Here is a 23852-nt window from a genome sequence, read left to right as displayed (position 1 = left end):
GACCCGCTCGACCCGCCTCCGGGACGCTCCCCGAGTGCCGGCAGCACGCCGGTCACCGCTTCCGGCACCGGGTCTCCGGTCCGTTCTCGGCTCCGGGACTGTCGGCGCCGCCGGCCACAAGGACCCCGCCGATCTCCTCGACAAGGAAAGGTCGCTCATGAACACGACGTCGGCTTCGCCGGACACCCCTGTCGGCGGTTCCTGGGAGGATCTCGTCACCGTGGCGCTCCTGGGGACCGAGCGCCGCACGCCGCCGCTGCGGGACCCGGGACAGGAACCTCCGGTGGCTTTGCTGGACGCGGCCGCGGTGGAGACCGTGCGGCGCCGGGCCGGCGTGCGGCCGGCGCGGGCGGCGGCCCGCCCGGAGCCCGCCGCGCCGGATCCGCGGACCGCGCTGCCGCCCGCCGCCGCCCGCAGACTGGCGATGCTTCTCGCGGACCGGCCCGGCGCGGGAGGCGGCGGTCGCAGAGGAGCGGCCCCGGACCTCATGGAACTGCTGCCGCAGTGGCTGGCCTCGGCGAACGCCCATGGATTCGCCGCACCACCGCAGACGCTTCCCGCACTGCTCGACGCCGCCCGGGGACGTACGGACCTGCGGCCCGCGGCGCTGGCGTTCGCCGGGCCGCGGGCGCTGTGGCTGGCGCGGCTGAACCCGGAGTGGCGGTTCGCGCTGCGTTCCGCACCGGGCGGTGGCACCTCGCTGCCGGGACCGGAGGAGAGCGAGCGGGTCCAACAGCTCTGGCAGGAGGGCCTGTTCGCCGAGCGGGTCGCGCTGTTGGCGGCGGTACGGGCCGAGGATCCCGCCGCCGCGCGGGAGTTGCTCGTCTCGACATGGACCACGGAACGGGCCGAGGACCGGCTGATGTTCCTCGACTCCCTGCGGTCCCGGCTGGGCGCCGACGACGAGCCCTTCCTGGAGCGGGCGTTGTCCGACCGCAGTCGCAACGTACGGGCGACCGCCGCGGAGCTCCTCTCCGCGCTGCCGGGTTCCGCGCTCGCCGCGCGGATGGCGGCCCGGGCGGGCTCGTGCGTGGCCGTCGACCGTACACGCGACACGCCCATGATCGTGGTCGAGGCGCCGCACGAGTGCGATGCCGGGATGGAGCGGGACGGCGTGGTGCCGAAGCCTCCGGCGGGGCGGGGTGAACGGTCCTGGTGGCTGGGTCAGTTGGTCGAGGCGGCGCCGCTCCGGACCTGGCAGGAGCGGTTCGGCGGGCGTTCACCGGAGGAGACGGTCGCGCTGCCCGTGGCGGACGACTGGCAGAAGGAGCTGCACGCGGCCTGGTGCCGGGCCGCGGTCCGGCAGCGCGATCCCGCGTGGTCACGGGCCCTGCTCGGGTCGCCCTCCGCACCGGAGGCAGGTGGGCCGGGGGCCGTGTCGCTGGCCGAGCGCTCCAAACTCCTCGCGACCCTGGGCGCGGGCGAACGGGCCGAGTGGGTGGCGGGGTTCATCGGGACGCACGGCCTGTCCGAGGCGTTCCAGCTGCTCGGGGTGTGCGCGGTTCCCTGGGCCGGGAACCTCGGTGGGGCGGTGGTCGACGCGCTCGACATCGCACGGGACGCGGGCAGCTATCCCTGGAGTTTCAGCGGCGTGATGGGGCTGGCCGAGCGGTGCCTCGACCCGGCGGAGGCGGGGCGTCTCGACGGTCTCACCTCGGTCCCGGACGAGACGGAGAACGCGACACCGGGCGCCGGCGGCTACTGGTCCGAGGCCTTCCAGCGCCTGGTGACGACCCTGCGCCTGAGAGCAGCCATGGCCACCGAGCTGACGCCTCCGGCCGCGGCGGGGTGACGCCTCACGCGACCCGCACGGACGGGCGGAGCAGAGGGGCGCGTCCCGCCGGCCGGTGGACGGGCGGAGCAGAAGGGCGCGTCCCGCCGGCCGGTGGACGGGCGGAGCAGAAGGGCGCGTCGCGGCGGCCGGTGGACGGGCGAGCCACCGCTCGCCGGCCCGGGCCCGGAGCACCCGGCGAGCCGGCCCCTCCGTCGGACAGGAACCCTGGAGATCGGGGCCCCGAGGTGTCCCGGCGCCCCGGGCAGACAGCCGCGCTCAGGCGCCCGCGGGCTGCCTCACGTTCTCCCGGACCCAGTCCACGATCGCCGTGGTCGTCGCGCCCGGGGTGAAGATCTCGGCGACACCCTTCTCCTTGAGGGGCGCGATGTCCGCCTCGGGGATGATGCCGCCGCCGAAGACCTTAATGTCCTCCGCCTCGCGCTCCTTGAGAAGCTCGATGACGGCCGCGAAGAGCGTGTTGTGGGCACCCGAGAGGATGGACAGCCCGATCGCGTCGGCGTCCTCCTGGATCGCGGTGTCGACGATCTGCTCGGGCGTCTGGTGGAGCCCGGTGTAGATGACCTCCATACCGGCGTCGCGCAGCGCCCGCGCGATCACTTTGGCCCCGCGGTCGTGACCGTCGAGCCCCGGCTTGGCCACCACCACGCGGATCGGTCCGGCTGCCACACCCATCACTGCCTCCATGAAGCAAGAACACCGACTCAACGACTGCACAACGACGAACACGGAACGACGGCGACGACCGACCGGCGACTGCAGATTCGACTACAGAAAGCCACCAGTCATCACCTGGCGTAAGCACTCAGTCACTGCCGACGCCGTCGACATCTACTGACCACTGACACCTATCGCACGTTCAGCCCCTCGCCACACCCGGCCTTCCGGATCGCTCCGAAGGACCGGACACGCCAGGCGGCACAAGCGTTCCGCGTCATAGTCGACCACGGAAGTGAACGAACGTTATCGCCAGCATCCCGTAACCGGCAGTTTCACGGCGGAGACCGAGGGGGAAATCACACAGTGGGACAAGTTCGCCGCGCAGGTTCCGCATCGCGGCACTGGCGCCGCACGGGAGTGCGGCGTACGGGCCTCGCCGGAGCCGGCGCACAGGAGAGCCGCCGACCAGGTGGCCCCGCCACCGCGTCGTCAGCGGGACTCCGCGGTGATGAGGCACATCGGCGAGGGCACGACAGCGCCGGGCAGGCGCCGTCGGTCACCGCCGGCACCGGTGTCACGGCTTTCCACTAGGGCACACGGGGGACAGAGCGGTCCTGCCGCGTGCCGACGGGAGGTCGGCCATGAAGGTCCCAGGGACGGTATCGCCCTTTCTTCCCCTCTGTCAGCGTCTGTTTCCGACCAAACTCGCCGGGATCTCGGTGGCCCTGCTGAAGGCCACGGCTCTGGAGTTGGCGATCCTCGCCGGACACCTCCTCCTCTACCCCTCCGGTATCACCGCGGAACGCCGTGTCGTACCGGCGCTCCCCTCCCCGGACGACGACGCGACCAAGCTGCCCACGCCGGCCAGGCCGCCGGTCGTGCTGCTGCACGGCTTCATCGACAACCGCTCGGTCTTCCTCCTGCTGCGCCGCAACCTCGCCCAGCACGGACGGCAGCACATCGAGTCGCTGAACTACTCTCCGCTGACGTGCGACATCCGCACCGCGGCAGAGCTGCTGGGCCGCCACATCGAGGAGATCTGCGAGCGCACGGGCCACGACCGGGTGGACATCGTGGGCCACAGCCTCGGAGGCCTGATCGCCCGGTACTACGCGCAGTGCCTCGGCGGCGACACCCACGTCCGCACCCTCGTCACCCTCGGCACCCCGCACTCGGGCACCCGGGTCGCCCCCTTGATGAACGCGCACCCGATCGTCCGCCAGATGCGCCCCGGTTCCTCGGTGATCGAGGAGCTGTCCCGGCCCGCCCCCGGCTGCCGTACGCAGTTCGTCGGCTTCTGGAGCGATCTGGACCACCTGATGGACCCGCTGGAGGCGGCCTGCGTCGAGCATCCCGACCTGCTCGCGCAGAACGTGCGGGTGAGCGGGGTCGGCCATCTCGCGCTCCCGGTGCACCCGGCCGTCGCGACCGGGATCCGGCAGGCACTCGACACGGAGGCGCCGGCGGCCCGTCCCGCGGCCCGCAGGGGCGGTCTCACGGTCGCCTGACCGCGTCCCATCACAGCAAAAGTTCGAACAATCATCGAACGCCAGGCCAAAGCCTTGCCCGCCCTCCCCCGAAACACGGCCGAATGCCCGTTTCCCGCGCAGGGGAAACCTGCCGAAGATTGTCGCGCCCGCATACCGCCGGGTACAGTCACCGCACTGCTCTGCCAGCCCCTGTTGTCGAGGCGAAAGAGAAGTTGGTGAACGACCGTCACCCGTCGGGGACAGCAACTCCCCCGGCCCCGGCTTCCGATGCCGCCTCCGCGCTCTACGCGCCCTACGGCGGTCAGGAAGCCCAGTACGGCGACTTCACCGTGTACGGCGACCACTCCGTCGGCGCGTACGATCCCGGTGCGAACGCGAACACCACCGGCGCCTACGCCACCGCGAGTTTCGCCACCGACCCGCTCTTCGGCGACATGCCGGGCCAGGCCGGCGGCACGGGTTCGTACGACGCCACGCAGTGGAACACCGGCGCCCACCAGACGATGAACGGCGACCCCTACGCGGCGCAGCACCAGGCCGCGTACGACACCGGCGCCTACGACACGACGGCCTGGGCCGGCGGTTACCAGCAGCTCGCCGACATCCCCGCGCAGCACCCCGGCCCCGACTCCTCGGGCCAGTGGGACGCGAGCGCCTGGCTCCAGCCCGGGCAGCAGCTCGACGGCACCCAGCAGTGGAACGCCGCGACGCAGGAGACCGGCGCGTACGACGCGACGCAGTGGAACACCGTCGGCGGCCAGGACCCGTACGGTCCGTACGAGCACCCGCAGACGGAGACGTACGACCACCCGCAGACGGAGGCGTACGACCACCCGCGGACCGAGATCTACGAGCAGCAGCCCGAGCAGGCCGCCCCGGTCCCCTTCGACCAGCAGGCGACCGCCACCTTCCAGCCCGCCACCTTCGGTCAACTCGGCTCCGAAGAGGGCGAGTTCGACGAGGCCGGCCACTCCGCCGACGCGGACGGCTCCTTCCCGGAGCGCGAAGAGCAGGGCGCGCAGGACGACTTCGAGGCGTACGAGGCCTATGGCGACGAGCGGGAGACCCCGCTGCTCGACGACATGGAGGAGATCACGCCGGCGCCGCGCGCCGCGTCGCGGACCTCCTCCCGTTCCCGGCGCCGCAGTCCCGCGAAACGTTCCGCCCTGCTGACCATCGCGGTGCCCTCCGCCTGTGTGATGGGTGTCGCGGGGATCGCGGCGGCCTCGGTGGGCGGTGTCGGCGGCGACGACACCAAGGAAACGACGGCCAGCGCCTCGGACGCGACCGCGGTGAAGCCGTCGACCGCGAACAACAAGCTGGACACGCAGTTGCAGAGTCTGTCCGCCGGCGCGGACGACTTCGCCGACCGGGCGAGCCGCACCCAGGAGCGCATCGACCTGAAGGCGCAGCAGGTCCTGGAGAAGAAGAAGGCGGCGGAGGAGGCGGCCCGCAAGGAGCGGCTGCGTCCGAAGTTCGTCCTTCCCGTGGCGCAGAAGGGCCTCAGCGCCTACTTCGGCCAGGCCGGCATCAACTGGATGTCCGTGCACACGGGCATCGACTTCCCCGTCTCGTACGGGACGACGGTGATGTCCGCGACCGACGGGACCGTCCGGACGCAGTGGAACAGCGCGTACGGCAACATGATGATCGTGACCGCGAAGGACGGGACGGAGACGTGGTACTGCCACCTCTCCACCTACAAGGTGTCCTCCGGTACCACCGTGAAGGCCGGAGACCAGATCGCCTTCTCCGGAAACTCCGGCAACTCGACCGGCCCGCACCTGCACTTCGAGGTCCGCCCGGCCGGCGGTTCGGCGATCGACCCGCTCCCGTGGCTGCGCAGCCACGGTCTGGACCCCACGTAACCCACGCCGCCGAAAGCGGTCCGGACCTCTCGTCGAGATCCGGACCCCTCCGTAGGACCGTCGCTGTCGGGCTGTCGTGCCGCTCGGGCTACAGCTTCTCCACCGGTGCGTACCGCAGCAGGAGTCGCTTCGGCTTGGGCTCGCCGAAGTCGACCGTCGCCTCGGCGTTCGCTCCCGTGCCGTTCACCCCGACGACCGTGCCGAGGCCGAACTGGTCGTGCGTGACGCGGTCGCCGACGGCGAGCGCGACCACCGGCTTCTCGGAGACACCACGACGGGTGGCGAACCCGGACGCTCCCGAGGCCGCGGACCGCGAGCGCGTGGACGACAGGGAGGCCGCGACACCGGAGACGGGGCCGGCGGGCTGGGACGAGATCGCGCCGGTGCGCTTCCAGTCCAGATGCGTCGCCGGGATCTCCTCCAGGAAGCGGGAGGGCGGGTTGTACGAGGGCTGTCCCCACGCGCTGCGCATCGAGGAACGGGTGAGGTAGAGCCGCTCCCGCGCGCGGGTGATGCCGACGTAGGCCAGGCGGCGTTCCTCCTCCAGTTCCTTGACCTGCCCGAGGGCGCGCATGTGCGGGAAGACGCCGTCCTCCATGCCGGTCAGGAACACGACGGGGAATTCGAGGCCCTTGGCGGTGTGCAGGGTCATCAGGGTGATGACGCCGTTGCCGTCCTCCTCGTCCGGGATCTGGTCGGAGTCGGCGACGAGCGCGACCCGCTCCAGGAACGCCGCGAGTCCGGCCGGGGTCTCGTCCTCACTGGTCTCCTGCTCGAACTCCAGGGCCACGGCGGCGAGTTCCTGGAGGTTCTCGATGCGGGTCTCGTCCTGCGGGTCGGTCGACGCCTGCAACTCGGCGAGGTAACCGGTGCGTTCGAGGACGGCCTCCAGGATGGTGGCCGGGCCCGCGCCGGACTCGACGATCGTGCGGAGGTCCTCCATCAGCGTGTTGAACCGCCGGACCGCGTTCGTCGAACGGGCGGCCATGCCGTAGGCCTCGTCGACACGGCGCAGGGCCTGCGGGAAGCTGATCTTCTCGCGCTGCGACAGGGCGTCGATCATCGCCTCGGCACGGTCGCCGATGCCGCGCTTGGGCACGTTCAGGATGCGGCGCAGCGGGACCGAGTCCTCGGGGTTGGACAGCACCCGCAGGTAGGCGAGGACGTCCCGGACCTCCTTGCGCTCGTAGAAGCGGACTCCGCCGACGACCTTGTAGGGCAGGCCGACGCGGATGAAGACCTCTTCGAAGACACGGGACTGGGCGTTCGTCCGGTAGAAGACCGCGACGTCGCCGGCCTTGGCCTCGCCCGCGTCGGTGAGACGGTCTATCTCGTCGGCGACGAACTGGGCCTCGTCGTGCTCGGTGTCCGCGACGTAGCCCGTGATGTTCGAGCCCGCGCCCGCGTTCGTCCACAGGTTCTTGGGGCGGCGGGATTCGTTGCGCTCGATGACCGCGTTGGCGGCGGTGAGGATCGTCTGCGTGGAGCGGTAGTTCTGCTCCAGGAGGATCGTCGTCGCGTTCGGGTAGTCCTCTTCGAACTGGAGGATGTTGCGGATGGTCGCGCCGCGGAAGGCGTAGATCGACTGGTCGGCGTCACCCACGACGCACAGCTCGGCGGGCGGCAGGTCGGCGTCGCTCGGCGGGACGTCCACGGGGTGCTCGGAGGTGCCGACGAGCTCCCGCACGAGGGCGTACTGCGCGTGGTTGGTGTCCTGGTACTCGTCGACCAGGACGTGCCGGAAGCGGCGGCGGTAGTGCTCGGCGACATCCGGGAAGGCACGGAGCAGGTTGACCGTGGTCATGATCAGGTCGTCGAAGTCGAGCGCGTTGGCCTCGCGCAGCCGCGACTGGTACATCGCGTAGGCCTGGGCGAGGGTCTTCTCGAAACCGTCGGTGGCCTGCGCGGCGAAGTCCTCCTCGTCGATCAGCTCGTTCTTCAGGTTCGAGATCTTGGCGCTGAACGACTTCGGCGGGAAGCGCTTCGGGTCGAGATCGAGGTCGCGGCAGACGAGCGCCATCAGACGCTTGGAGTCGGCGGCGTCGTAGATCGAGAAGGACGAGGTGAAGCCGAGCTGCTTGCTCTCGCGGCGCAGGATGCGGACGCAGGCACTGTGGAAGGTCATCACCCACATCGCGTTGGCCCGGGGGCCCACGAGCTGCTCGACGCGTTCCTTCATCTCGCCGGCGGCCTTGTTCGTGAAGGTGATCGCGAGGATCTGGCCGGGGTGCACATGACGCTCGCCGAGCAGGTGGGCGATGCGGTGGGTGAGCACGCGGGTCTTGCCGGAGCCCGCGCCGGCCACGATGAGCAGCGGGGAGCCGGAGTGGACCACGGCCGCGCGCTGGTTCTCGTTCAGCCCGTCGAGCAGGGCCGCGGGGTCCACCGCGGGCCGGTGGGCGCCGTCGCGGTAGTACGCGTCGCGGCTCGGCGGCACGTCGAACCGGCCGCCGAACAGGTCGTCCGCGGCCGGCTCCGGCGCGTGCTCGTCCTCGGGCGGCGGCGGGTGCTCGTCCTCGTGGCCCGCGGAGGGCTTGAGGTCCGCCAGGAAGCTGTCGTCAAAGAGGCTGCTCATCGCTCTCCGAGTCTAGGCGGCCCCACTGACACACCGCGGCCACCCCGAGAACTCGACGGGAACCCGTGACCCGTGCGCGTGACCGGCTCGTCACGGTACGCGCACGTCGGAGCGGGTACGACCGGCCCCCACCACGGCAACCGACCAGCGAGGAGCCGACCCCGGGGCGCCCCCGCAAAGTGACACACACCACGCACATCGGGCGTACGCGACGCCGCACATGGCCAAGGTCACGAAAATGTATCGGGCATATCGCACTCCAACCTTCACACGGGCCACACGAGTTGGCTAGCGTGCTGGAAGGCCGCCCGACCGCAACCGGCGAACGTCGCCGGGCCGAGCGGCCTCCGCCGAGTTCGGCCCGCCCACCAGGCGGCCGGAGCCGGGGACCCACCGACCTGGGGTGAATCGGTCCGACCGCCCCGAGGGGCCAGGACCGTAGGGCAAACCTTCCGGAACCACCCGCCCGAACCCGACAGCTAACCCGGTAGGCGGATGACGGAAGGAGTCGCCTCTCTTGGCGTCGCACCGCAAGTCGCGTCCTACGGGTTCGCGCATGGCAGGCATACGGACCCCCGCCCTCGCGACGGCGGCCCTCACCTCCGTGGCCCTGCTCTCCCAGACGGCGAACGCCGCGCCCCCGGCCGCGCCGAAGCCCAGCGTCGAAGAGGTCGAGAAGAAGGTCAACGACCTCTACCACCAGGCCGAGACGGCCACCGAGAAGTACAACGCCACCCGGGAGAGGACCACCAAGCAGCGCAAGCGGGTCGACACCCTCCTCGACGACGTGGCCGAGCGCACCGAGAAGCTCAACTCCGCGCGCGAGGAGCTGGGTTCGTTCGCCGCCGCGCAGTACCGCACGGGTGCCTCCACGCCCGGCACCGCGACGCTGCTGCTCGCCGACGACCCGCAGGACTACTTCGACCAGACGCAGCTGATGAGCCGTCTGACGACCCGGCAGAAGGCGGCCGTCGACGACTACGTCACCGAGCAGGCGGCGACCACCAAGAAGCGCACCGAGGCCAGCGAGAGCCTCCAGTCGCTGACCACCTCACAGAACGCCCTCAAGACGTCCAAGGCGACGGTGCAGCGCAAGCTCTCGGCGGCCCGCGACCTGCTCTCGAAGCTGACCGCCGAGGAGAAGGCGCGGCTGGCGGCGATCGAGAAGAAGAAGCGGGAGCAGGCGGCGGCCAAGGCGGCGGACCTGGCGCGTCAGCAGGCCGCGGCGGAGAAGGCGGCCAAGGAGAAGACCACCGAGCAGGGGTCGTCGTCGGGCGGCACCACCGGCTCGTCCGGCGCGACGGCCACGGACCCCTCGTACACGACGAAGGCCGGCAAGGCGCTCGCCTTCGCCCGCACACAGATCGGCAAGCCGTACGTGTGGGGCGCGACCGGCCCGGACTCCTACGACTGCTCGGGCCTGACCCAGGCCGCCTGGAAGGCCGCCGGTGTCTCCCTGCCGCGTGTCACCTACGACCAGGTGAACGCCGGCACGACGGTCTCCCTCACCGACGCCAAGCCCGGTGACCTGGTCTTCTTCTACGACGACATCAGCCACGTCGGGCTCTACATCGGCAACGGCATGATGATCCACGCGCCGAAGCCGGGAGCGTACGTCCGCGAGGAGTCGATCTACTACGACGGCACCTCGGCGATCCACAGCGTGGTGCGCCCCGCCTAGGCGCCTCTCGCGGGCACGCGCGCGGGGAGGCCGAATCGGCGCCACGCACGCGTGCCCCACCGGCAACCGGTCCCGCGGTCCCTAGCATCGGGCGCATGCCCGACATGCCGGATACGTCAGACCGTCCTCAGATCCCCGCCTGGTGGGCGCGGCGGGCGCCCGCCGCCGGGGCCGCCGTCATGGCCACCGGCATCCTCTCGGTCGGCCTGCATCTGACCGACCACGAGACCCTCTCCCGGATCGCGCTGGCCCTCGCGTCCGTCGGCTGGCTGGCGCTCGCCGCGGACTTCGCCGTCCGGCTGGTGCGGGACCGGGCCCGGTGGGTCCGGGAGGCCGGCACACCGGCCGGGCTGACCGCCGTCGCGGCGACGACCGTGCTCGGCATCCGCTTCTCGGCACTGGGGTGGCAGACCCTGGCCGAGGCCCTCCTCGCACTGGCGGCCCTGCTCTGGCCCGTGCTGCTCGTGGCCGTCGTACGGCACTGGCGGCGGCGCGCGACGGGCGGGGTGTTCCTCGTCTGCGTGGCCACGCAGGGCCTGTCGGTGCTGGGCTCGGCGGTCGCGTCGGCCGAGCGCTGGGACTGGCTCGCGCATGCCGCGATGGTGCTGTTCTGGCTGGGGCTCATCCTCTACGTGATCGCGTACACGCGGTTCGACGTGCGGGAGGTGACACGGGGCGCCGGGGACCACTGGATCGCGGGCGGCGCCCTCGGCATCTCGGCGCTGGCGGGGGCCGCGCTCGTCGCCGCGCACCACGTGAACCCGTACCTGTGGAACGACGACGACCAGGGTGCGCTGCGGGCGACGACCACCGTGCTGGTGACGCTGGCCCTCGTCGGGTTCTGCGTGCTGCTCGTGGCGGAGGTGGTGTGGCCGCGCCCGCGCTACGCGCTGGAGCGTTGGGGGACGGTGTTCCCGATGGGGATGACGGCGGTGGCCGCCCTCGCCGTCTCGGCCGCCCTCGACGTGTCCTGGCTCAAGGGGCTCGGAGAGGTCCTGCTGTGGCTCTCGGTGGCGGCGTGGCTGGCGGTCGCCGCGGGCGCGGTCCTGGCGGCGCGGTCGACGGCGCGGGGTGCCACACCCGGCGACCCGGGAGGAGGCCGGCCGGTCAGGTCCAGAGGACCGCGATGAAGATGTTCGCGACGGTGAGCAGGCCCACGAGGCCGAAGAGGTTCTTGTCGACCTTCTCGTCGTCCCGCTTCACGTAGACGAGTCCGAGGATCACGATCAGCAGGGCCAGCTTCACGCCGATCTTGACGGTGTCGACCGTGTTGTCGTCGGCCTGGTTGAGGCCCACGAGCGCGACACCGGTGACGAGCATGGTGAGCGCGCCGTGCAGCATCGCGGGGACGAAGCGGGCGGTGCCGCGGCCCATCGCCTTCATCTGGGTGAGGAAGCCGCCGAGGAGCGCGGCGATGCCGATGATGTGCAGGCCGACGAAGAGATGGATGAGTACGTCCATGGGGCCGGAGCCTAATCGGGCACCCTCGGGCGTCCTCCCACCGGGCCACCCCTTCGCCCCGGCCCCTCCGGTCACCGGGCCCTCCCCGGGCTCGTGGGCACCGGCCGTCAGCCATAGCACCGGAGTCACTCCGGTCGTCCGGGATTCGCCGCTTCGGTCAGCGAGCTGGGTGAAGTCGGTGAGGCCGGGCGGGGATACCGGTCGCGTTCGGTCACCGGGCGATCCAGTGGCGACAGTTCCGTACATGGTGTCACCGACGCCGCACGCGCAGGTTTAGCGTCCTCCCCCAGGTGACCGGCGTTCCACCAACCCGCCCGGGCCAGGGGCGGCCGGCCGGACACCACCGCCGAGAAGGTCCGGCGGCGGCACGCTCCCCCTGTGTGGGCCGCCGCCGGACATGTCACCGCTTGACCGGCCCGACAGGGACGGTCGCACGGAAGGATGTGGGCCCTCGTGGCAGCGCACCGCAGGACCAGGCAGCGCTCTATCGGTGGAAACACGGCCCGCACTGCAGTCACCATCGCCCTCGCGGGCGCGGCGACGGCGACCGCCTTCGACGGGGTCGGCCACGCCGATCCCCAGCTCTCGCCGACCCAGGTGAAGGCCAAGGTCGACACGCTGTACAAGGAGGCGGAGGTCGCCACCGAGAAGTACAACGGCGCCGAGGAGAAGGCCAAGACGGCGGAGAAGCACCTGCGGACCCTGCGGGACGAGGCGGCCCGCAAGGAGGACCGGCTCAACTCGGCGCGGGAGGCGCTCGGTTCGATGGCGGCGGCGCAGTACCGCAGCGGTGGCATCGACCCCGCCGTGCAGCTCGCGCTGTCCGACGACCCCGATCGGTACCTGGACGGTGCCGCGTTCGCCGAGCGGGTCGGCACCCGCCAGTCGGCGGCCGTCGCCGGGGTGCGCAAACAGCTGCGGGAGATCGAGCAGTTGCGGGGCGCCGCCCATGTCGAACTGACCTCGCTCAAGGCCCGACAGGCCGAGCTGAAGCGCCAGAAGAAGACGATCACCGGGAAGCTGGAGGCGGCCCGCGGCCTGCTGGCCCGGCTCAGCCCCGCTGAGCGTACGCAGTACGCGGAACAGGGCGCGGAGGGCGGACAGCAGCGCGCCTCACGCTCCTCGGCCCGCGTACCCGCCCCGGTGACCGCCGCCGAGGCGGGTACGTCCGGCTCGTCCGGTACGACCGCGGCGCCCACCTCGCGTGCGGCGGAGGCCGTCGCCTTCGCCTACTCGAAACTCGGCAGCCCCTACGTGTGGGGTGCCACCGGCCCCAACGCCTTCGACTGCTCCGGGCTCACCCAGGCCGCGTACCGCTCCGCCGGAGTGTCCCTGCCCCGGACGACGTACGCGCAGATCAACGCGGGCCAACGGGTCTCCCGCTCCGAACTCCAGCCCGGCGACCTCGTGTTCTTCTACTCGGGCATCAGTCACGTCGGCATCTACGTGGGCGACGGCCAGATGATCCACGCCCCGAACCCGTCGGCGCCGGTCCGTCTGGCCCCGATCGACCAGATGCCGTTCGCGGGGGCCACGCGGGTGGTGTGACCCGGGGGTTCCGGTCCCCGGGCCCGGCCGACGGCCTCACACCAGCCGTCGTGCCGTGGCCCATCGGGTCAGTTCGTGGCGGTTGGACAGCTGGAGCTTGCGCAGCACCGCCGACACGTGGGACTCGACCGTCTTGACGGAGATGAACAGCTGCTTGGCGATCTCCTTGTACGCGTACCCCCGGGCGATGAGGCGCAGGACCTCGCGCTCGCGCTGGGTGAGGCGGTCCATGTCCTCGTCGACGGGCGGGGCGTCGGTGGAGGCGAACGCGTCGAGGACGAAGCCGGCGAGGCGCGGGGAGAAGACCGCGTCGCCGTCCTGGACACGGAAGACGGAGTCGACGAGGTCCGTGCCGGTGATCGTCTTGGTCACGTAGCCCCGGGCGCCGCCGCGGATCACGCCGATGACGTCCTCCGCGGCGTCCGACACGGACAGCGCGAGGAAGCGGACCGGCTGTTCGGCGTCGGCCATCAACGGGGCACAGCGGCGCAGCACTTCGACGCCGCCGCCCCCGGGAAGGTGCACGTCCAGGAGGACGACCTCGGGACGGGTGGCGGTGATGACGGTGACCGCCTGGTCGACGTCCGCGGCCTCTCCGACCACCTCGACGCCGGTCCGCCCGGTCTCCCCGATCTCGGCCTGCACGCCCGTACGGAACATGCGGTGGTCGTCGACGAGGACCACACGCACCCGGCGTCCGTCCTCGGTGCCGCCGGACTCAACAGGCTCGTTCGCGTCGCTCATGACGTCTTCTCCGCCCTCTCCATCTCCAGCTCGACCTCGGTGCCGCCGTCCGGCACCGCGCGCAGTCGCGCCGTGCCGCCGTTGCGCTCCATGCGGCCGATGATCGATTCTCTGACGCCCATGCGGTCGGCGGGTATCGCGTCGAGGTCGAACCCCGGGCCGCGGTCGCGGACGGACACGAAGACCGTCCTTCCCTCGACTTCGGCGAAGACCTGTACGGCGCCGCCGTCGCCACCGTACTTGGCCGCGTTCACCATCGCTTCCCGCGCGGCCTGCATCTGTGCGGTCAGGCCCTCGTCGAGCGGACAGTCGCCCACGACGACGACCTCGATGGGGACGCCGTGCTTGTCCTCGACCTCCGCGGCGTTGCGCCGGACGGCCTCGGCGAGGGTGTCGGGCTCCTCGTCCTCGTCCTTGCCCGTCCCCTCCGGTTTGTAGAGCCAGGCCCGCAGGTCGCGCTCCTGGGCACGGGCGAGGCGGCGCACCTCGCCGGGGCTCTCCGCGTTGCGCTGGATCAGGGTGAGGGTGTGCAGCACCGAGTCGTGGACGTGGGCGGCGACCTCGGCCCGCTCCTGCGCGCGGATGCGCATCAGTCGCTCCTCGGAGAGGTCCTGGGTCATGCGCACGAGGTAGGGGCCGGCGAGGAGCGCGATGCCGACGAGGACCGCGAGGGCGGCCTGGAGCACCGAGCCGAGGTGGGCCGCCGAGCCCTGGAGGACGAATATCCCGGAGACGCCGGCGGTGACCAGCAGGACACCGGCCGCGGACCGCAGCAGCGTGAGCGTGCGGCGACGGCGGCCGACCTCGGCCCAGCGGGCCCGGCGCGCGTTGTCCGCCTGGCGCCAGACCAGGGCGACACCGGCACCGACGAGGACCGTGGGCCACAGGTACGCCTTGGTGCCGCCGCCGAGATTCACGTTCCCGACGAAGACCAGGGCGACGACGACCATGAGGAGCAGGGCGACGATCTGACCCTTGTCGGGCTTGCGGGCCACGAGCCTGCGGCGGCCGTCCGGCGAGGTCTCCGCGGTGAACGCCGGGGTGCGGCCGGCGCCGACGCCGCCGACGCCGAGCGGCACGAAGAACCAGAACGCCGCGTACAGCAGGGCGCCGAGTCCGTCCGCCATGAACAGGCCGACGAACATCAGGCGCAGCCAGATCACGGGCAGCCCGAGGTGCCCGGCGAGCCCGCGCGCCACGCCCCCGAGCCAGCGTCCGTCGCTGCTGCGGTAGAGCTTGCGCGCGGGCCGCGGGTCGTCGACGGGCAGGGTTGCGGCTTCCGGCATGGCATCGATGGTCACACGCCCGACGGGCCCGGGCATCAGGGTCGGCCCCGGATACTCCCCTGATCTTCCGGGACGCCCCACGGATCTCCCGGATCCGGCGCCCGAGAACGCCCCCGCCCCTCCCCTCGATTGCTCCCGCCTCTCCCTCGGGACACCCTCGGACACCCTCGGGGCCGGATATCAGGGTTCTGCCAGGGTCGTCCCGACTGCCGCCGGGCCCTCCCGCCCGTCACCATGGACGCATGACAGATCAGCAGCACGCGGCGGCGGAGCCGGGCCCCGGCTCCGGGCCAGGTGACGAGCCGCGCGCTCCCGGGGAGGGCCGCACGGCGGGACGGGGCGGTGCGACCGCGGTCTCCGACATCCCGGCCCGGTTCCGGCGCGACCGCCGGCAGAAGATGATCGGCGGGGTCTGCGCCGGGCTCGGCCGGCAGTGCGACATGGACCCGGTGATCTTCCGGGTCGTGCTCGCGGTGCTCTCCGCGACCGGCGGCATCGGCCTCATCTTCTACGGGTTCGCCTGGCTCTTCGTCCCGTACGACGACGACGAGGAGAACGAGGTCCGCAAGCTGCTCACCGGCCGCGTCGACGGTCAGGCGCTGGCCGCCGTGCTGTTCGCGCTGGTCGGCTGCGGTGTCTTCCTCTCGATGCTCAACAACGGCAGCGTGCTGACGTTCGCCGTGGTCCTCTCGCTGCTGCTGGCGGGCGCCGGGTACTGGTCGCGGCACCGGGACGCCCCGGACCCCGACCCGCTCGCCGCCCAGGCGGCCGCCGACGCTCCGCCGGCGGCACAGGCCCCCCCGGTGCCCGCGTCGTACCCGTCCTGGTGGCGCGACCCGATCGTCAAGGACGGCTCGCACGTCGGCGGCACCGGCTATCTGTGGGGCCCCGGGGAGGCCCAGGACCGGGATGTGGCGGCGGCGCTCAACATCGCCCGCGGCACCTCACGGACCGATCCGCACCGAGGCCGCGAGCCGAGACAGCGCGGCTCGCGGTGGATCGGCGGCCGGGTCTTCCTCCTCGCCCTGCTGGCCGGCGGCCTCGGCACCGGGCTGACCTGGGACGACCAGGCACTCGGCACCAGCCTCCAGGCCGGCCTCGCCGCCGCGCTCGTCGTGTTCGGCCTGGGCATCGCCCTGAGTGCCTTCCTCGGACGGACGGGCGCGGGGTCGATCTTCCTGGCCGTGGTGACGGCGGGCCTGCTGGCCGCCTCCGCCGCCCTGCCGAAGGACATCACCACGCACTGGGTGCGGACCGACTGGATCCCCGTGTCGGCGGCCGACGTCCGGCCCGACTACGACCTCGGCACGGGCGTCGGCACCCTCGACCTGAGCCACGTCGACCTGGCCAAGGGGCAGACGGTGAAGACGAACGCGCAGGTGGGCGCGGGCCGGCTGAAGGTGATCGTCCCCAAGGGCGCGACGGTACGGCTCACCATCGAGGTGGGCGTCGGGGACATCCAACTGCCGGGCGACAACGAGAAGGACGTGGACGTGCAACCGGGCAAGCACAAGCAGCTGACCCTGCCTCCGGCGACGGTCGTGAAGGACGGCGGCACCTTCGACCTCGATCTCCAGGTCGGCGTGGGCCAGGCGGAGGTGGCTCGTGCCGCGTCATGAGTTCCAGCCGGGCAAGCTGGTCGCGGGCTTCGCCCTCACCGGCGCGGGCGTCGCCTTCGCCGGGGACGCCGGCGGCTGGTGGGTGACCCCGTGGTTCGTGATGATCCCGGTCGTCGTCGGCGGCCTGTGCCTGGCGAGCGCGGTGGCCTCCGTGACCCACGCGGTACGCGGACGCCGCGCGGACAGGCGCCCGCGCGGCGTGGGTTCCTCGTCGTGATCCGGTTCCTGGTCGCAGCCCCGGATCAGGCGGCCCTAGTTGTAGGACCCGGCGCGTTGCCCGCGCCGGGACCGTAGCGCCGCGTCGAGCGAGAAGACGGAAGCACCCGCCAGTACGAGGGGGAGCCACGCCATCAGATAGATCAGGTCGTTGCCGTAGTAGTACGGGTCCGAGGCCCAGCTCACCGTCAGCCACAGGCTGAGCGAGATGAGGGCGCCGCCCAGCGCGGCGATGCGGGCCAGCAGGCCGATGAGCGTGCCGATGCCGACGGCCAGTTCACCGAACGCGATGGCGTACCCGAAGCCGACGGGGCTCTTCAGGGACAGGTCCACGAGGGCCGGGATCGCGGAGGAGTCGCGGACCGTGCGCATCATGTCGCCGATCGAGCCCGAGCCGGAGGACTTCAGGAAGGCGCTGTCGGTGAGTTTGTCCAGGCCGGCGTAGATGAAGGTGACGCCGAGGAAGACGCGTAGGGGGAGCAGGGCGTAGCGGCTCGCGGTGTCCCGCCAGCTTCGCCTCTCCTCCAGATACGGGTCGTGCGTGTCCGACCGCATACCGTGAGTCATCGCTCTGCGCCGCCTCTCACCCGGGTTCTGTTGACCCCTCAACAGACCATACGTACGAACACGCTTCCGCGCTCAACACCCGCCCCCTTTTCCTGCCCCGACTTCCAGGACGCCCGGGCCCGACCCCACCAACCGCCCCTCGCCCCCTCCGCCCCTACCCGACCCGTACCCGGGGCTCCGCCCCGGACCCCGCTCCTCGAACGCCGGAGGGGCTGCAAGTTTCCCCCGAGCGGACGAGACCGCCCCGGCCACACACGGACCGCGGACGGCATCCGGCGGAAGGGGCCGTGCCGGTACATCAGATGCCCGTCGCATACGTCCGGGTCGAGCAGTCCCGCTGCTCGACCCACGTCTGATTCAACGGCGACGGGCGGATGTACCGGCACGGCCCCGACCCACCACCGCACCGGCACCGCGAACCGCGGCCACCCCGCGGCCTACTCCGTCACATCGATGCCGTACCGATTCGTCTCCACGCCCGCCGCCGTCACCACCTGGACCTCGACCCGGCCCGCCTCGACGTCCACCGGTACCGGCACGGTCAGGACCGCGTCCGTCGGGTTGCTGAAGCCGCCGGGTACCGGGATCAGCGGGACGTGGACGTGCACCGGCCCGATCCGTACGACCATCCGGGACAGCCGCGCGGCGCCCTGTGCGCCCGGCGGGACGAAGCCGGCCCCCCGGATCTCGATGTCGTCCCCGGTGCGGATCGGCGCGTCGAGGTCGCCCGCCTCGCGGGCGCGGACCACGGAGAGGATCACCGGTCGGCCGCCCTCGGCGTACTTCCCGGCGAGATAGGTGGCCGCCGACACCAGCACCAGCACGGCGAGCCCCCACGGAAGGTCCGGCAGCTGCGACGGCCGCCGCGCCAACCGCACCGCCGCGAAGACGAGAGCGACCGCGCTGATCACGACGTACTGGATGTCGGCGAAACTGCCGCGCCCCGAGTCGTCGGTCAGCAGGTCGGCCGCGCGCGGCCGGTCCGCGCGCACCTTCTGCAGCCGCTGCCCCAGCACCCGCAGCCCCACCACCCTGCGCACGAGCACCGCGACCCCGCACACCACGGCGACGACGGTCACGATCCCGGCGCCGCGGGCGAGTTCCAGCCCGGCGATGAGCTCGTCCCGCCGGCCGTGCCCGGAGGCGGCGCCGAGCCGGCCCACCAGCACGAGCACGGCGTACACGGCGAGCAGGACCCAACCGGCGGCGACCGCACGGGAGGTGGAGAGACGATTGTCCTCACCGATGACCGGAGCGAGAGCACCGCCGCGCGCCCGGTGCAGCCACGCCGCCCCCGTGAGCAGTCCGGCGAGGACGACCGCGGCGACCAGCCCGGCGGTCCGTGCCGCCGTCCAGCCCGCGCCGATCGCGGTGAGCGCCTGGACGAGGAGGAGGGCGACGGTGGCGCCCCAGACGGTGTACGCGGTGGAGCGCCACAACCGCCCCAGCCAGGCCTCGCCGTCGAGGCGCCCGCGCTCGGCGACGAGGTCCGCGGACTGGGTGAGTTCGTCGGACACCCACTGCCGGGACGCGGAGGCGGAGTGCGCGACGCCGGCGGGCAGGCCCTGTCCGGACGCCAACGCGTCGCGCTTGGCGAGGAACTCGGCGACCGCGCGCCGGTGCCCCGTACGCGCCCCGTGCGGACAGTCCCCGCACGTGCAGCCACCCTCGTGCACGCCCGCTCCCCCGCCCCGTGTCCCGTCCTGCCCGCCGACCGGGCCACCACCCCGGCCCGCGCCCTGCCCGCCGCCCTGTCCGGTGCCCGATCCGGCACCCGACCCGGCACCGTGCCCCGCACCGTGTCTCGCCTCCTGCACCGCCACGCCCACTGCCGCCTTCCCGCGCCGGAACTCTCGTACAGCCGACCCACAACTGCCCCTTATTGACAGCGAATTGTGCCGTACGGAGCACCGGCCGCATTCGTCAGGTCGGGTCAGCGCGGGTGAAGTGCGGGACTCCGTGTTGACCCGGCTGCGAGAATTTCCCCATGGCCGAGATCATCCAGCGGGACGGGACCTGGGCCTTCGACGGCAGCACGGTCCGGATCACGCCGGGACTCCACCGCAGCGTCCCGCTGTTCCGGCAGACGTATGGGGAGGTCTCCGTCCCGCTGGAGGCGGTGGCGGGTGTCGCGCACGAGCCCGAACGCAAGCGCGGCCGGCTGAGACTGCGGCTGCGCGAGGGCGCCGATCCGCTGCTCCAGGCGACCGGGGGCCGGCTCCCGGACGCGGCGGACCCCTACCGGCTGGCGGTCGACGTGGACCGTTCCGGTGTCGCCGCGTACGTCGCCGAGGAGATCCGCCGCGCACTGCTCCTGGACCAGATCCCGAAGGAGCCGGCGACGGCGTATCTGCTCACGGGCCCGCCCGTCCCGGTGTCGGTCCGGTCCAGCGACGGGACCGTGTCCTTCGACGGGACGCAGGTACGGATCGACTGGGCGGACACCTCGGACCGGGTCAAGCGGGCGACGGGGCCGCGGATCATCGCGACGGGCGACCTGGTGCAGGTCGAGTGGCTGCCCAACTCCGGCTTCGAGGACGGCTTCCTGCGCTTCGTGACGCGGGACGCCGTGTTCTCGAAACTGCCGGCGGAGAAGGACCCGTACGCCCTCCACCTGTGGGGCAGCACCCGCCGCGACCTGCTCACGGCCCTGGTCGCGGCGGCGGTCACGGCACGGCTGCCGCATCCCTCGACGCGCGCCGGCGAGGCCGCGGACGCCCCTCGGGCGGCCGCGGTCGTGCCGCCGCGCTCCGACCACCACGACGTACTGCTGCGCCGGCTGCGGGAGTTGGGCGACCTGCACCGCGACGGCGTCCTGACGGACGAGGAGTTCGCCCTGACGAAGGCGGCGGTCCTGCGCGGCTTCTAGGGCCGCCCGCGGCCCCAAGGGCTGTCCCGTAATCCCCGGCGGGCGCACGACGACAGCTACGGCACCTCGCCGCGTTGTCGGATCGCCCGAATACGCCCAGTATGAGGACGACCCTCCGCCTTGCGATGCACCGCATCTGACGCCGCGCGCTGATCCACCGGGGATTACGGGACGGCCCTTAGCTCAGGAGATCCGGTTCGCTGCGGCTGATGTCCTGCCACAGGGGCTGGTAGTTGATCCAGGCGACCAGGTCGCCGCCGAGTTGTTCGCGGGTGGCGACGGCCTGCTTGTGGTCGATGAGGAGGGGGCGGCCGGCGGCCTTCGCGGTGAGCTGGACCTGGCTGGAGCGCTCCATGGACAGGAACCACCAGGCCGCGGCGTCCACCGAGTCCCCGACGGTCAGCGGCCCGTGGTTGCGCAGCACCAGCGCCTTGCGGCTGCCCAGCGCGTTCGCGATCCTGCGGCCCTCCTCGGCGTCGACGGCGACCCCGGTGTACGCGTCGTAGAGGGCGTGATCCTCGTAGAAGGCGCAGCTCTCCTGGGTGATCGGGTCGAGCAGGTCGCCGAGGGCGGCGAGGGCGCGGCCGTGCACGGAGTGGCAGTGGGCGACGGCGACCACGTCGGGGCGGGCGGCGTGGACCTGCGAGTGCACGGTGAACGCGGCCTGGTTGACGTGATAGCGGCCCTGGACGACCTGGCCGTCCTGGTTGGCCATCACCAGGTCGCTCACGGTGACGTGCTTGAACGGCATGCCGAAGGGATTGACCCAGAAGCAGTCGCTGTACTCCGGGTCGCGTGCGGTGATGTGCCCGGAGACACCGTCCTCGAAGCCGAGCCGCCCGAACAGGCGCAGCGCGCCGGCCAGCCGCTCCTTGCGGTGCTGCCGTTCGTCGTCGAGGGACTCGTGCATCGGCGGCATGGCGAACCGCAGCTGGTCGGTGGGGCGGGGCAGGGGCGGGGTGGGCCCGTGCATAGGTCCTCCAGCACTGGCGTGTTCGGTACGGAGCGGAAGTTACCCGGGGTCAGCGCAGGAGAACAGGGGTGGCCGGGGAGAGATGGTGTTCCGGGTGAGAAAAAACGGAACGGGGCCCGGAAGAGGACGGGACGGGGCCGAGCATCGCCGGAAACACGACAGAAGATGTCGGGTATGGACGGCAGACTGGAGCGCATGAACTGGGACGCCCTCTCCGCAGCCGAACCCGAACTCGCCGCCACCGTCGAGGCCCGCTTCGGCGCCTTCACCCACCACACCCTCGCGACCCTTCGCCGGGACGGCTCGCCGCGTACGTCCGGCATCGAGGTGCGCATCGTCGGCGGCGAGCTGTGGCTCGGCATGATGCCGGACTCGCTGAAGGCCCTCGACCTCCGCCGCGACCCGCGCTTCGCGCTCCAGGCGAACCCGGGGGCCGGCACGGACATGGGCGGCGGCGACGTCCGCGTGAGCGGCCGGGCCGTCGAGGTCGGCGACGGCGACCCCGCGAAGGCCGCGTACGGGAAAGAGGTGGAACCGCCGGAGCCGTTCCACCTCTTCCGCACCGAACTGACGGAGGTCACACGGACCTACGTGGAGGACGAGAAATATCTGGTCGTCCAGGTCTGGAAGCCCGGCGCGCCGGTGCGCACGCTCAAGCGGACCTAGGGCCTGTCGGACCCACGCGCGACGGGATCACCGCCACCCGCGGGAGGAGCACCCCTCGCGGGAGGGCTACTCCCACTCGATGGTGCCCGGCGGCTTGCTCGTCACGTCGAGCACGACGCGGTTGACGTCCGCGACCTCGTTCGTGATGCGCGTCGAGATCTTCGCCAGGACGTCGTACGGCAGGCGGGACCAGTCGGCCGTCATGGCGTCCTCGCTGGACACCGGGCGGAGCACGATCGGGTGGCCGTACGTCCTGCCGTCGCCCTGGACACCCACGCTGCGCACGTCGGCGAGCAGGACGACCGGGCACTGCCAGATGTCCCGGTCGAGACCGGCGGCGGTCAGCTCCTCGCGGGCGATGGCGTCGGCGGCGCGGAGCAGGTCCAGGCGCTCCTTGGTGACCTCGCCGACGATGCGGATGCCGAGGCCGGGGCCGGGGAACGGCTGGCGCTGGACGATCTCGTCCGGCAGGCCGAGTTCCTGTCCGACCATCCGGACCTCGTCCTTGAACAGCTGGCGCAGCGGCTCGACGAGCTGGAACTCGAGGTCCTCGGGAAGACCGCCCACGTTGTGGTGGGACTTGATGTTGGCCGTGCCGGTGCCGCCGCCGGACTCGACCACGTCCGGGTAGAGCGTGCCCTGCACGAGGAAGGCGACATCCTCACCCTCGGCGGCCTCGGCGATGATCTCCGCCTGGGCCTGCTCGAAGACGCGGATGAACTCGCGCCCGATGATCTTCCGCTTCTCCTCGGGGTCCGAGACGCCCTTGAGCGCGGTGAGGAAGCGCTCCTCCGCGTCCACGACCTTGAGCTGGACGCCGGTCGCGGCGACGAAGTCCTTCTCGACCTGCTCGGTCTCGCCCTGACGCATCAGACCGTGGTCGACGTACACACAGGTGAGCTGTGAGCCGATGGCCTTCTGGACGAGGGCCGCGGCGACCGCGGAGTCCACACCGCCGGACAGCCCGCAGATGGCGCGCTTGGTGCCGACCTGCTCGCGGATGAGGGCGACCTGCTCGTCGATGACGTTGCCGGTGGTCCAGGTCGGGGTGATGCCCGCGCCGCGGTACAGGAAGTGCTCCAGCACCTGCTGGCCGTGCGTGGAGTGCATGACCTCGGGGTGGTACTGGACGCCGTAGAGCTTCTTCTCGTCGTTCTCGAAGGCGGCGACCGGGACCACGTCCGTGGACGCCGTGACGGTGAAGCCCTCGGGAGCGGCGGAGCAGGCGTCGCCGTGCGACATCCACACCGGCTGCTCGTCCGGGGTGCCCTCGAAGAGGGTGGAGCCGGATTTCGAGACGTGCAGCGGCGTACGGCCGTACTCGCGGGCGCCGGAGTTGTCGACCGTGCCACCGAGGGTCGTCGCCATCAGCTGGAAGCCGTAGCACATGCCGAAGACGGGGACGCCGGCGTCGAAGAGCGTGCGGTCCAGGCGCGGGGCGCCCTCCGCGTACACCGACGAGGGGCCGCCGGAGAGGATGATCGCGGCCGGGTTCTTGGCGAGCATCTCCTCGACCGGCATGCTGCTCGGCACGATCTCGCTGTAGACCCGGGCCTCACGGACGCGACGGGCGATGAGCTGGGCGTACTGCGCACCGAAGTCGACGACCAGGACGGTGTCGGGGGCGGCGGGGGACGCTTCTGGCACGGTCTGCCTTCCGGCGGTGAGCAAAGGGTGTGGGGCCGATTCTACCGGGGGCCTGGGTGGGGGTGGCGCCGCCCGGTCTCCCGGCCCGGGGTCTCACGATCCGAACCGGCTTGGCCGCGGTCCCCGCACGCGTGCATACTGCCGTCATGCTCACGCACACGACGTTCCTGTTTACCTATGGCAACCGGCC

Annotated in this window: 19 protein-coding genes and 1 riboswitch; of the genes, 10 read left to right on the top strand and 9 right to left on the bottom strand. The window is 71.9% G+C overall.

Going from position 1 to position 23852, the window contains the following annotated elements:
- Positions 1-157 precede the first annotated feature (157 nt).
- Complete coding sequence (locus B0675_RS13045; protein ID WP_081218963.1) at positions 158-1792, top strand: DUF5691 domain-containing protein; 1635 nt, start codon at positions 158-160, stop codon at positions 1790-1792.
- Between the two features lie 258 nt (positions 1793-2050).
- Here B0675_RS13045 and B0675_RS13040 read toward each other — a convergent pair whose 3' ends face one another.
- Positions 2051-2467, bottom strand: a complete 417-nt coding sequence (locus B0675_RS13040) for a cobalamin B12-binding domain-containing protein (protein WP_081218962.1) — start codon at positions 2465-2467, stop codon at positions 2051-2053.
- Positions 2468-3093: 626 nt separating this feature from the next.
- Here B0675_RS13040 and B0675_RS13035 point away from each other — a divergent pair.
- Both B0675_RS13035 and B0675_RS13030 read left to right on the top strand, forming a co-directional pair.
- Entirely contained in the window at positions 3094-3960 is an 867-nt protein-coding gene (locus tag B0675_RS13035) for an alpha/beta fold hydrolase (RefSeq protein ID WP_081218961.1), read from the top strand.
- 83 nt (positions 3961-4043) lie between these two features.
- Positions 4044-5810 carry a M23 family metallopeptidase gene (locus tag B0675_RS13030; RefSeq protein ID WP_081218960.1) on the top strand — a complete coding sequence of 589 codons (1767 nt, stop codon included), beginning with the start codon at positions 4044-4046 and terminating at the stop codon, positions 5808-5810.
- A gap of 88 nt (positions 5811-5898) precedes the next feature.
- On the opposite strand, the gene pcrA is transcribed toward B0675_RS13030, so the two are convergent.
- Positions 5899-8385, bottom strand: a complete 2487-nt coding sequence (gene pcrA, locus B0675_RS13025; protein WP_081218959.1) for a DNA helicase PcrA — start codon at positions 8383-8385, stop codon at positions 5899-5901.
- Positions 8386-8723: 338 nt separating this feature from the next.
- Positions 8724-8895, top strand: a riboswitch (cyclic di-AMP (ydaO/yuaA leader).
- Positions 8896-8902: 7 nt separating this feature from the next.
- On the opposite strand from pcrA, the gene B0675_RS13020 reads away from it, so the two are divergent.
- Positions 8903-10066, top strand: a complete 1164-nt coding sequence (locus B0675_RS13020; protein WP_081218958.1) for a C40 family peptidase — start codon at positions 8903-8905, stop codon at positions 10064-10066.
- A gap of 104 nt (positions 10067-10170) precedes the next feature.
- The gene (locus B0675_RS13015; RefSeq protein WP_081221759.1) at positions 10171-11196 is read left to right on the top strand and encodes a tellurite resistance/C4-dicarboxylate transporter family protein; all 1026 of its coding nucleotides are present in this window, start codon (positions 10171-10173) and stop codon (positions 11194-11196) included.
- On the opposite strand, the gene B0675_RS13010 is transcribed toward B0675_RS13015, so the two are convergent.
- The gene (locus B0675_RS13010) at positions 11174-11527 is read right to left on the bottom strand and encodes a hypothetical protein (RefSeq protein ID WP_081218957.1); all 354 of its coding nucleotides are present in this window, start codon (positions 11525-11527) and stop codon (positions 11174-11176) included. The two genes, B0675_RS13015 and B0675_RS13010, sit on opposite strands and share 23 nt — an antisense overlap.
- Positions 11528-11980: 453 nt before the next feature.
- Between B0675_RS13010 and B0675_RS13005 the strand changes: the two genes are divergently transcribed.
- A complete protein-coding gene (locus B0675_RS13005) occupies positions 11981-13075 on the top strand; it encodes a C40 family peptidase (protein ID WP_081221758.1) in 1095 nt (364 codons plus the stop codon).
- Between the two features lie 36 nt (positions 13076-13111).
- Here the strand turns inward: B0675_RS13005 and B0675_RS13000 are convergent, their stop codons facing one another.
- Both B0675_RS13000 and B0675_RS12995 read right to left on the bottom strand, forming a co-directional pair.
- Positions 13112-13819, bottom strand: a complete 708-nt coding sequence (locus tag B0675_RS13000) for a response regulator transcription factor (RefSeq protein ID WP_081218956.1) — start codon at positions 13817-13819, stop codon at positions 13112-13114.
- Positions 13816-15105 (bottom strand): ATP-binding protein, encoded by a 1290-nt coding sequence (locus tag B0675_RS12995; RefSeq protein ID WP_107482789.1) that lies wholly within the window; start codon positions 15103-15105, stop codon positions 13816-13818. The genes B0675_RS13000 and B0675_RS12995 overlap by 4 nt, the downstream gene beginning before the upstream one ends.
- A 242-nt stretch (positions 15106-15347) precedes the next feature.
- On the opposite strand from B0675_RS12995, the gene B0675_RS12990 reads away from it, so the two are divergent.
- Positions 15348-16724 carry a PspC domain-containing protein gene (locus B0675_RS12990; protein WP_081218954.1) on the top strand — a complete coding sequence of 459 codons (1377 nt, stop codon included), beginning with the start codon at positions 15348-15350 and terminating at the stop codon, positions 16722-16724.
- Positions 16711-16941: a hypothetical protein gene (locus B0675_RS12985; protein ID WP_081218953.1), complete on the top strand. Its 231-nt coding sequence runs from the start codon at positions 16711-16713 to the stop codon at positions 16939-16941. The genes B0675_RS12990 and B0675_RS12985 overlap by 14 nt, the downstream gene beginning before the upstream one ends.
- A 35-nt stretch (positions 16942-16976) precedes the next feature.
- On the opposite strand, the gene B0675_RS12980 is transcribed toward B0675_RS12985, so the two are convergent.
- A complete protein-coding gene (locus tag B0675_RS12980; protein WP_081218952.1) occupies positions 16977-17507 on the bottom strand; it encodes a DoxX family protein in 531 nt (176 codons plus the stop codon).
- 437 nt (positions 17508-17944) lie between these two features.
- On the bottom strand, positions 17945-19183 hold the full coding sequence (locus B0675_RS12975) for a hypothetical protein (RefSeq protein WP_081218951.1): 1239 nt from the start codon (positions 19181-19183) through the stop codon (positions 17945-17947).
- 311 nt (positions 19184-19494) lie between these two features.
- Here B0675_RS12975 and B0675_RS12970 point away from each other — a divergent pair, with 311 nt between their 5' ends.
- Positions 19495-20376: a DUF4429 domain-containing protein gene (locus tag B0675_RS12970; protein ID WP_081218950.1), complete on the top strand. Its 882-nt coding sequence runs from the start codon at positions 19495-19497 to the stop codon at positions 20374-20376.
- A 178-nt stretch (positions 20377-20554) separates the two neighbouring features.
- Here B0675_RS12970 and B0675_RS12965 read toward each other — a convergent pair whose 3' ends face one another.
- Entirely contained in the window at positions 20555-21349 is a 795-nt protein-coding gene (locus tag B0675_RS12965) for a class II aldolase/adducin family protein (RefSeq protein ID WP_081218949.1), read from the bottom strand.
- 195 nt (positions 21350-21544) lie between these two features.
- Here B0675_RS12965 and B0675_RS12960 point away from each other — a divergent pair, with 195 nt between their 5' ends.
- On the top strand, positions 21545-22015 hold the full coding sequence (locus B0675_RS12960; protein WP_081221757.1) for a pyridoxamine 5'-phosphate oxidase family protein: 471 nt from the start codon (positions 21545-21547) through the stop codon (positions 22013-22015).
- Positions 22016-22081: 66 nt separating this feature from the next.
- On the opposite strand, the gene guaA is transcribed toward B0675_RS12960, so the two are convergent.
- Positions 22082-23662, bottom strand: a complete 1581-nt coding sequence (guaA, locus tag B0675_RS12955) for a glutamine-hydrolyzing GMP synthase (protein ID WP_081218948.1) — start codon at positions 23660-23662, stop codon at positions 22082-22084.
- Positions 23663-23852: the final 190 nt, after the last annotated feature.

Source organism: Streptomyces sp. M41(2017) (genome assembly GCF_002078175.1).
Classification (GTDB): Bacteria; Actinomycetota; Actinomycetes; order Streptomycetales; family Streptomycetaceae; genus Streptomyces.
Note: the sequence above shows the minus strand (reverse complement) of the source record. Positions and strands in the feature narration are given on the sequence as shown.

Bases quoted from the DNA above. Each gene is read 5' to 3' on its own strand.
- B0675_RS13045 (WP_081218963.1), top strand. From the start codon at position 158: ATGAACACGACGTCGGCTTCGCCGGACACCCCTGTCGGCGGTTCCTGG.
- B0675_RS13040 (WP_081218962.1), bottom strand. From the start codon at position 2,467: ATGGGTGTGGCAGCCGGACCGATCCGCGTGGTGGTGGCCAAGCCGGGG.
- B0675_RS13035 (WP_081218961.1), top strand. From the start codon at position 3,094: ATGAAGGTCCCAGGGACGGTATCGCCCTTTCTTCCCCTCTGTCAGCGT.
- B0675_RS13030 (WP_081218960.1), top strand. From the start codon at position 4,044: ATGCCCGTTTCCCGCGCAGGGGAAACCTGCCGAAGATTGTCGCGCCCG.
- pcrA (WP_081218959.1), bottom strand. From the start codon at position 8,385: ATGAGCAGCCTCTTTGACGACAGCTTCCTGGCGGACCTCAAGCCCTCC.
- B0675_RS13015 (WP_081221759.1), top strand. From the start codon at position 10,171: ATGCCGGATACGTCAGACCGTCCTCAGATCCCCGCCTGGTGGGCGCGG.
- B0675_RS13010 (WP_081218957.1), bottom strand. From the start codon at position 11,527: ATGGACGTACTCATCCATCTCTTCGTCGGCCTGCACATCATCGGCATC.
- B0675_RS13000 (WP_081218956.1), bottom strand. From the start codon at position 13,819: ATGAGCGACGCGAACGAGCCTGTTGAGTCCGGCGGCACCGAGGACGGA.
- B0675_RS12995 (WP_107482789.1), bottom strand. From the start codon at position 15,105: ATGCCGGAAGCCGCAACCCTGCCCGTCGACGACCCGCGGCCCGCGCGC.
- B0675_RS12990 (WP_081218954.1), top strand. From the start codon at position 15,348: ATGACAGATCAGCAGCACGCGGCGGCGGAGCCGGGCCCCGGCTCCGGG.
- B0675_RS12980 (WP_081218952.1), bottom strand. From the start codon at position 17,507: ATGACTCACGGTATGCGGTCGGACACGCACGACCCGTATCTGGAGGAG.
- B0675_RS12970 (WP_081218950.1), top strand. From the start codon at position 19,495: ATGGCCGAGATCATCCAGCGGGACGGGACCTGGGCCTTCGACGGCAGC.
- B0675_RS12965 (WP_081218949.1), bottom strand. From the start codon at position 21,349: ATGCACGGGCCCACCCCGCCCCTGCCCCGCCCCACCGACCAGCTGCGG.
- B0675_RS12960 (WP_081221757.1), top strand. From the start codon at position 21,545: ATGAACTGGGACGCCCTCTCCGCAGCCGAACCCGAACTCGCCGCCACC.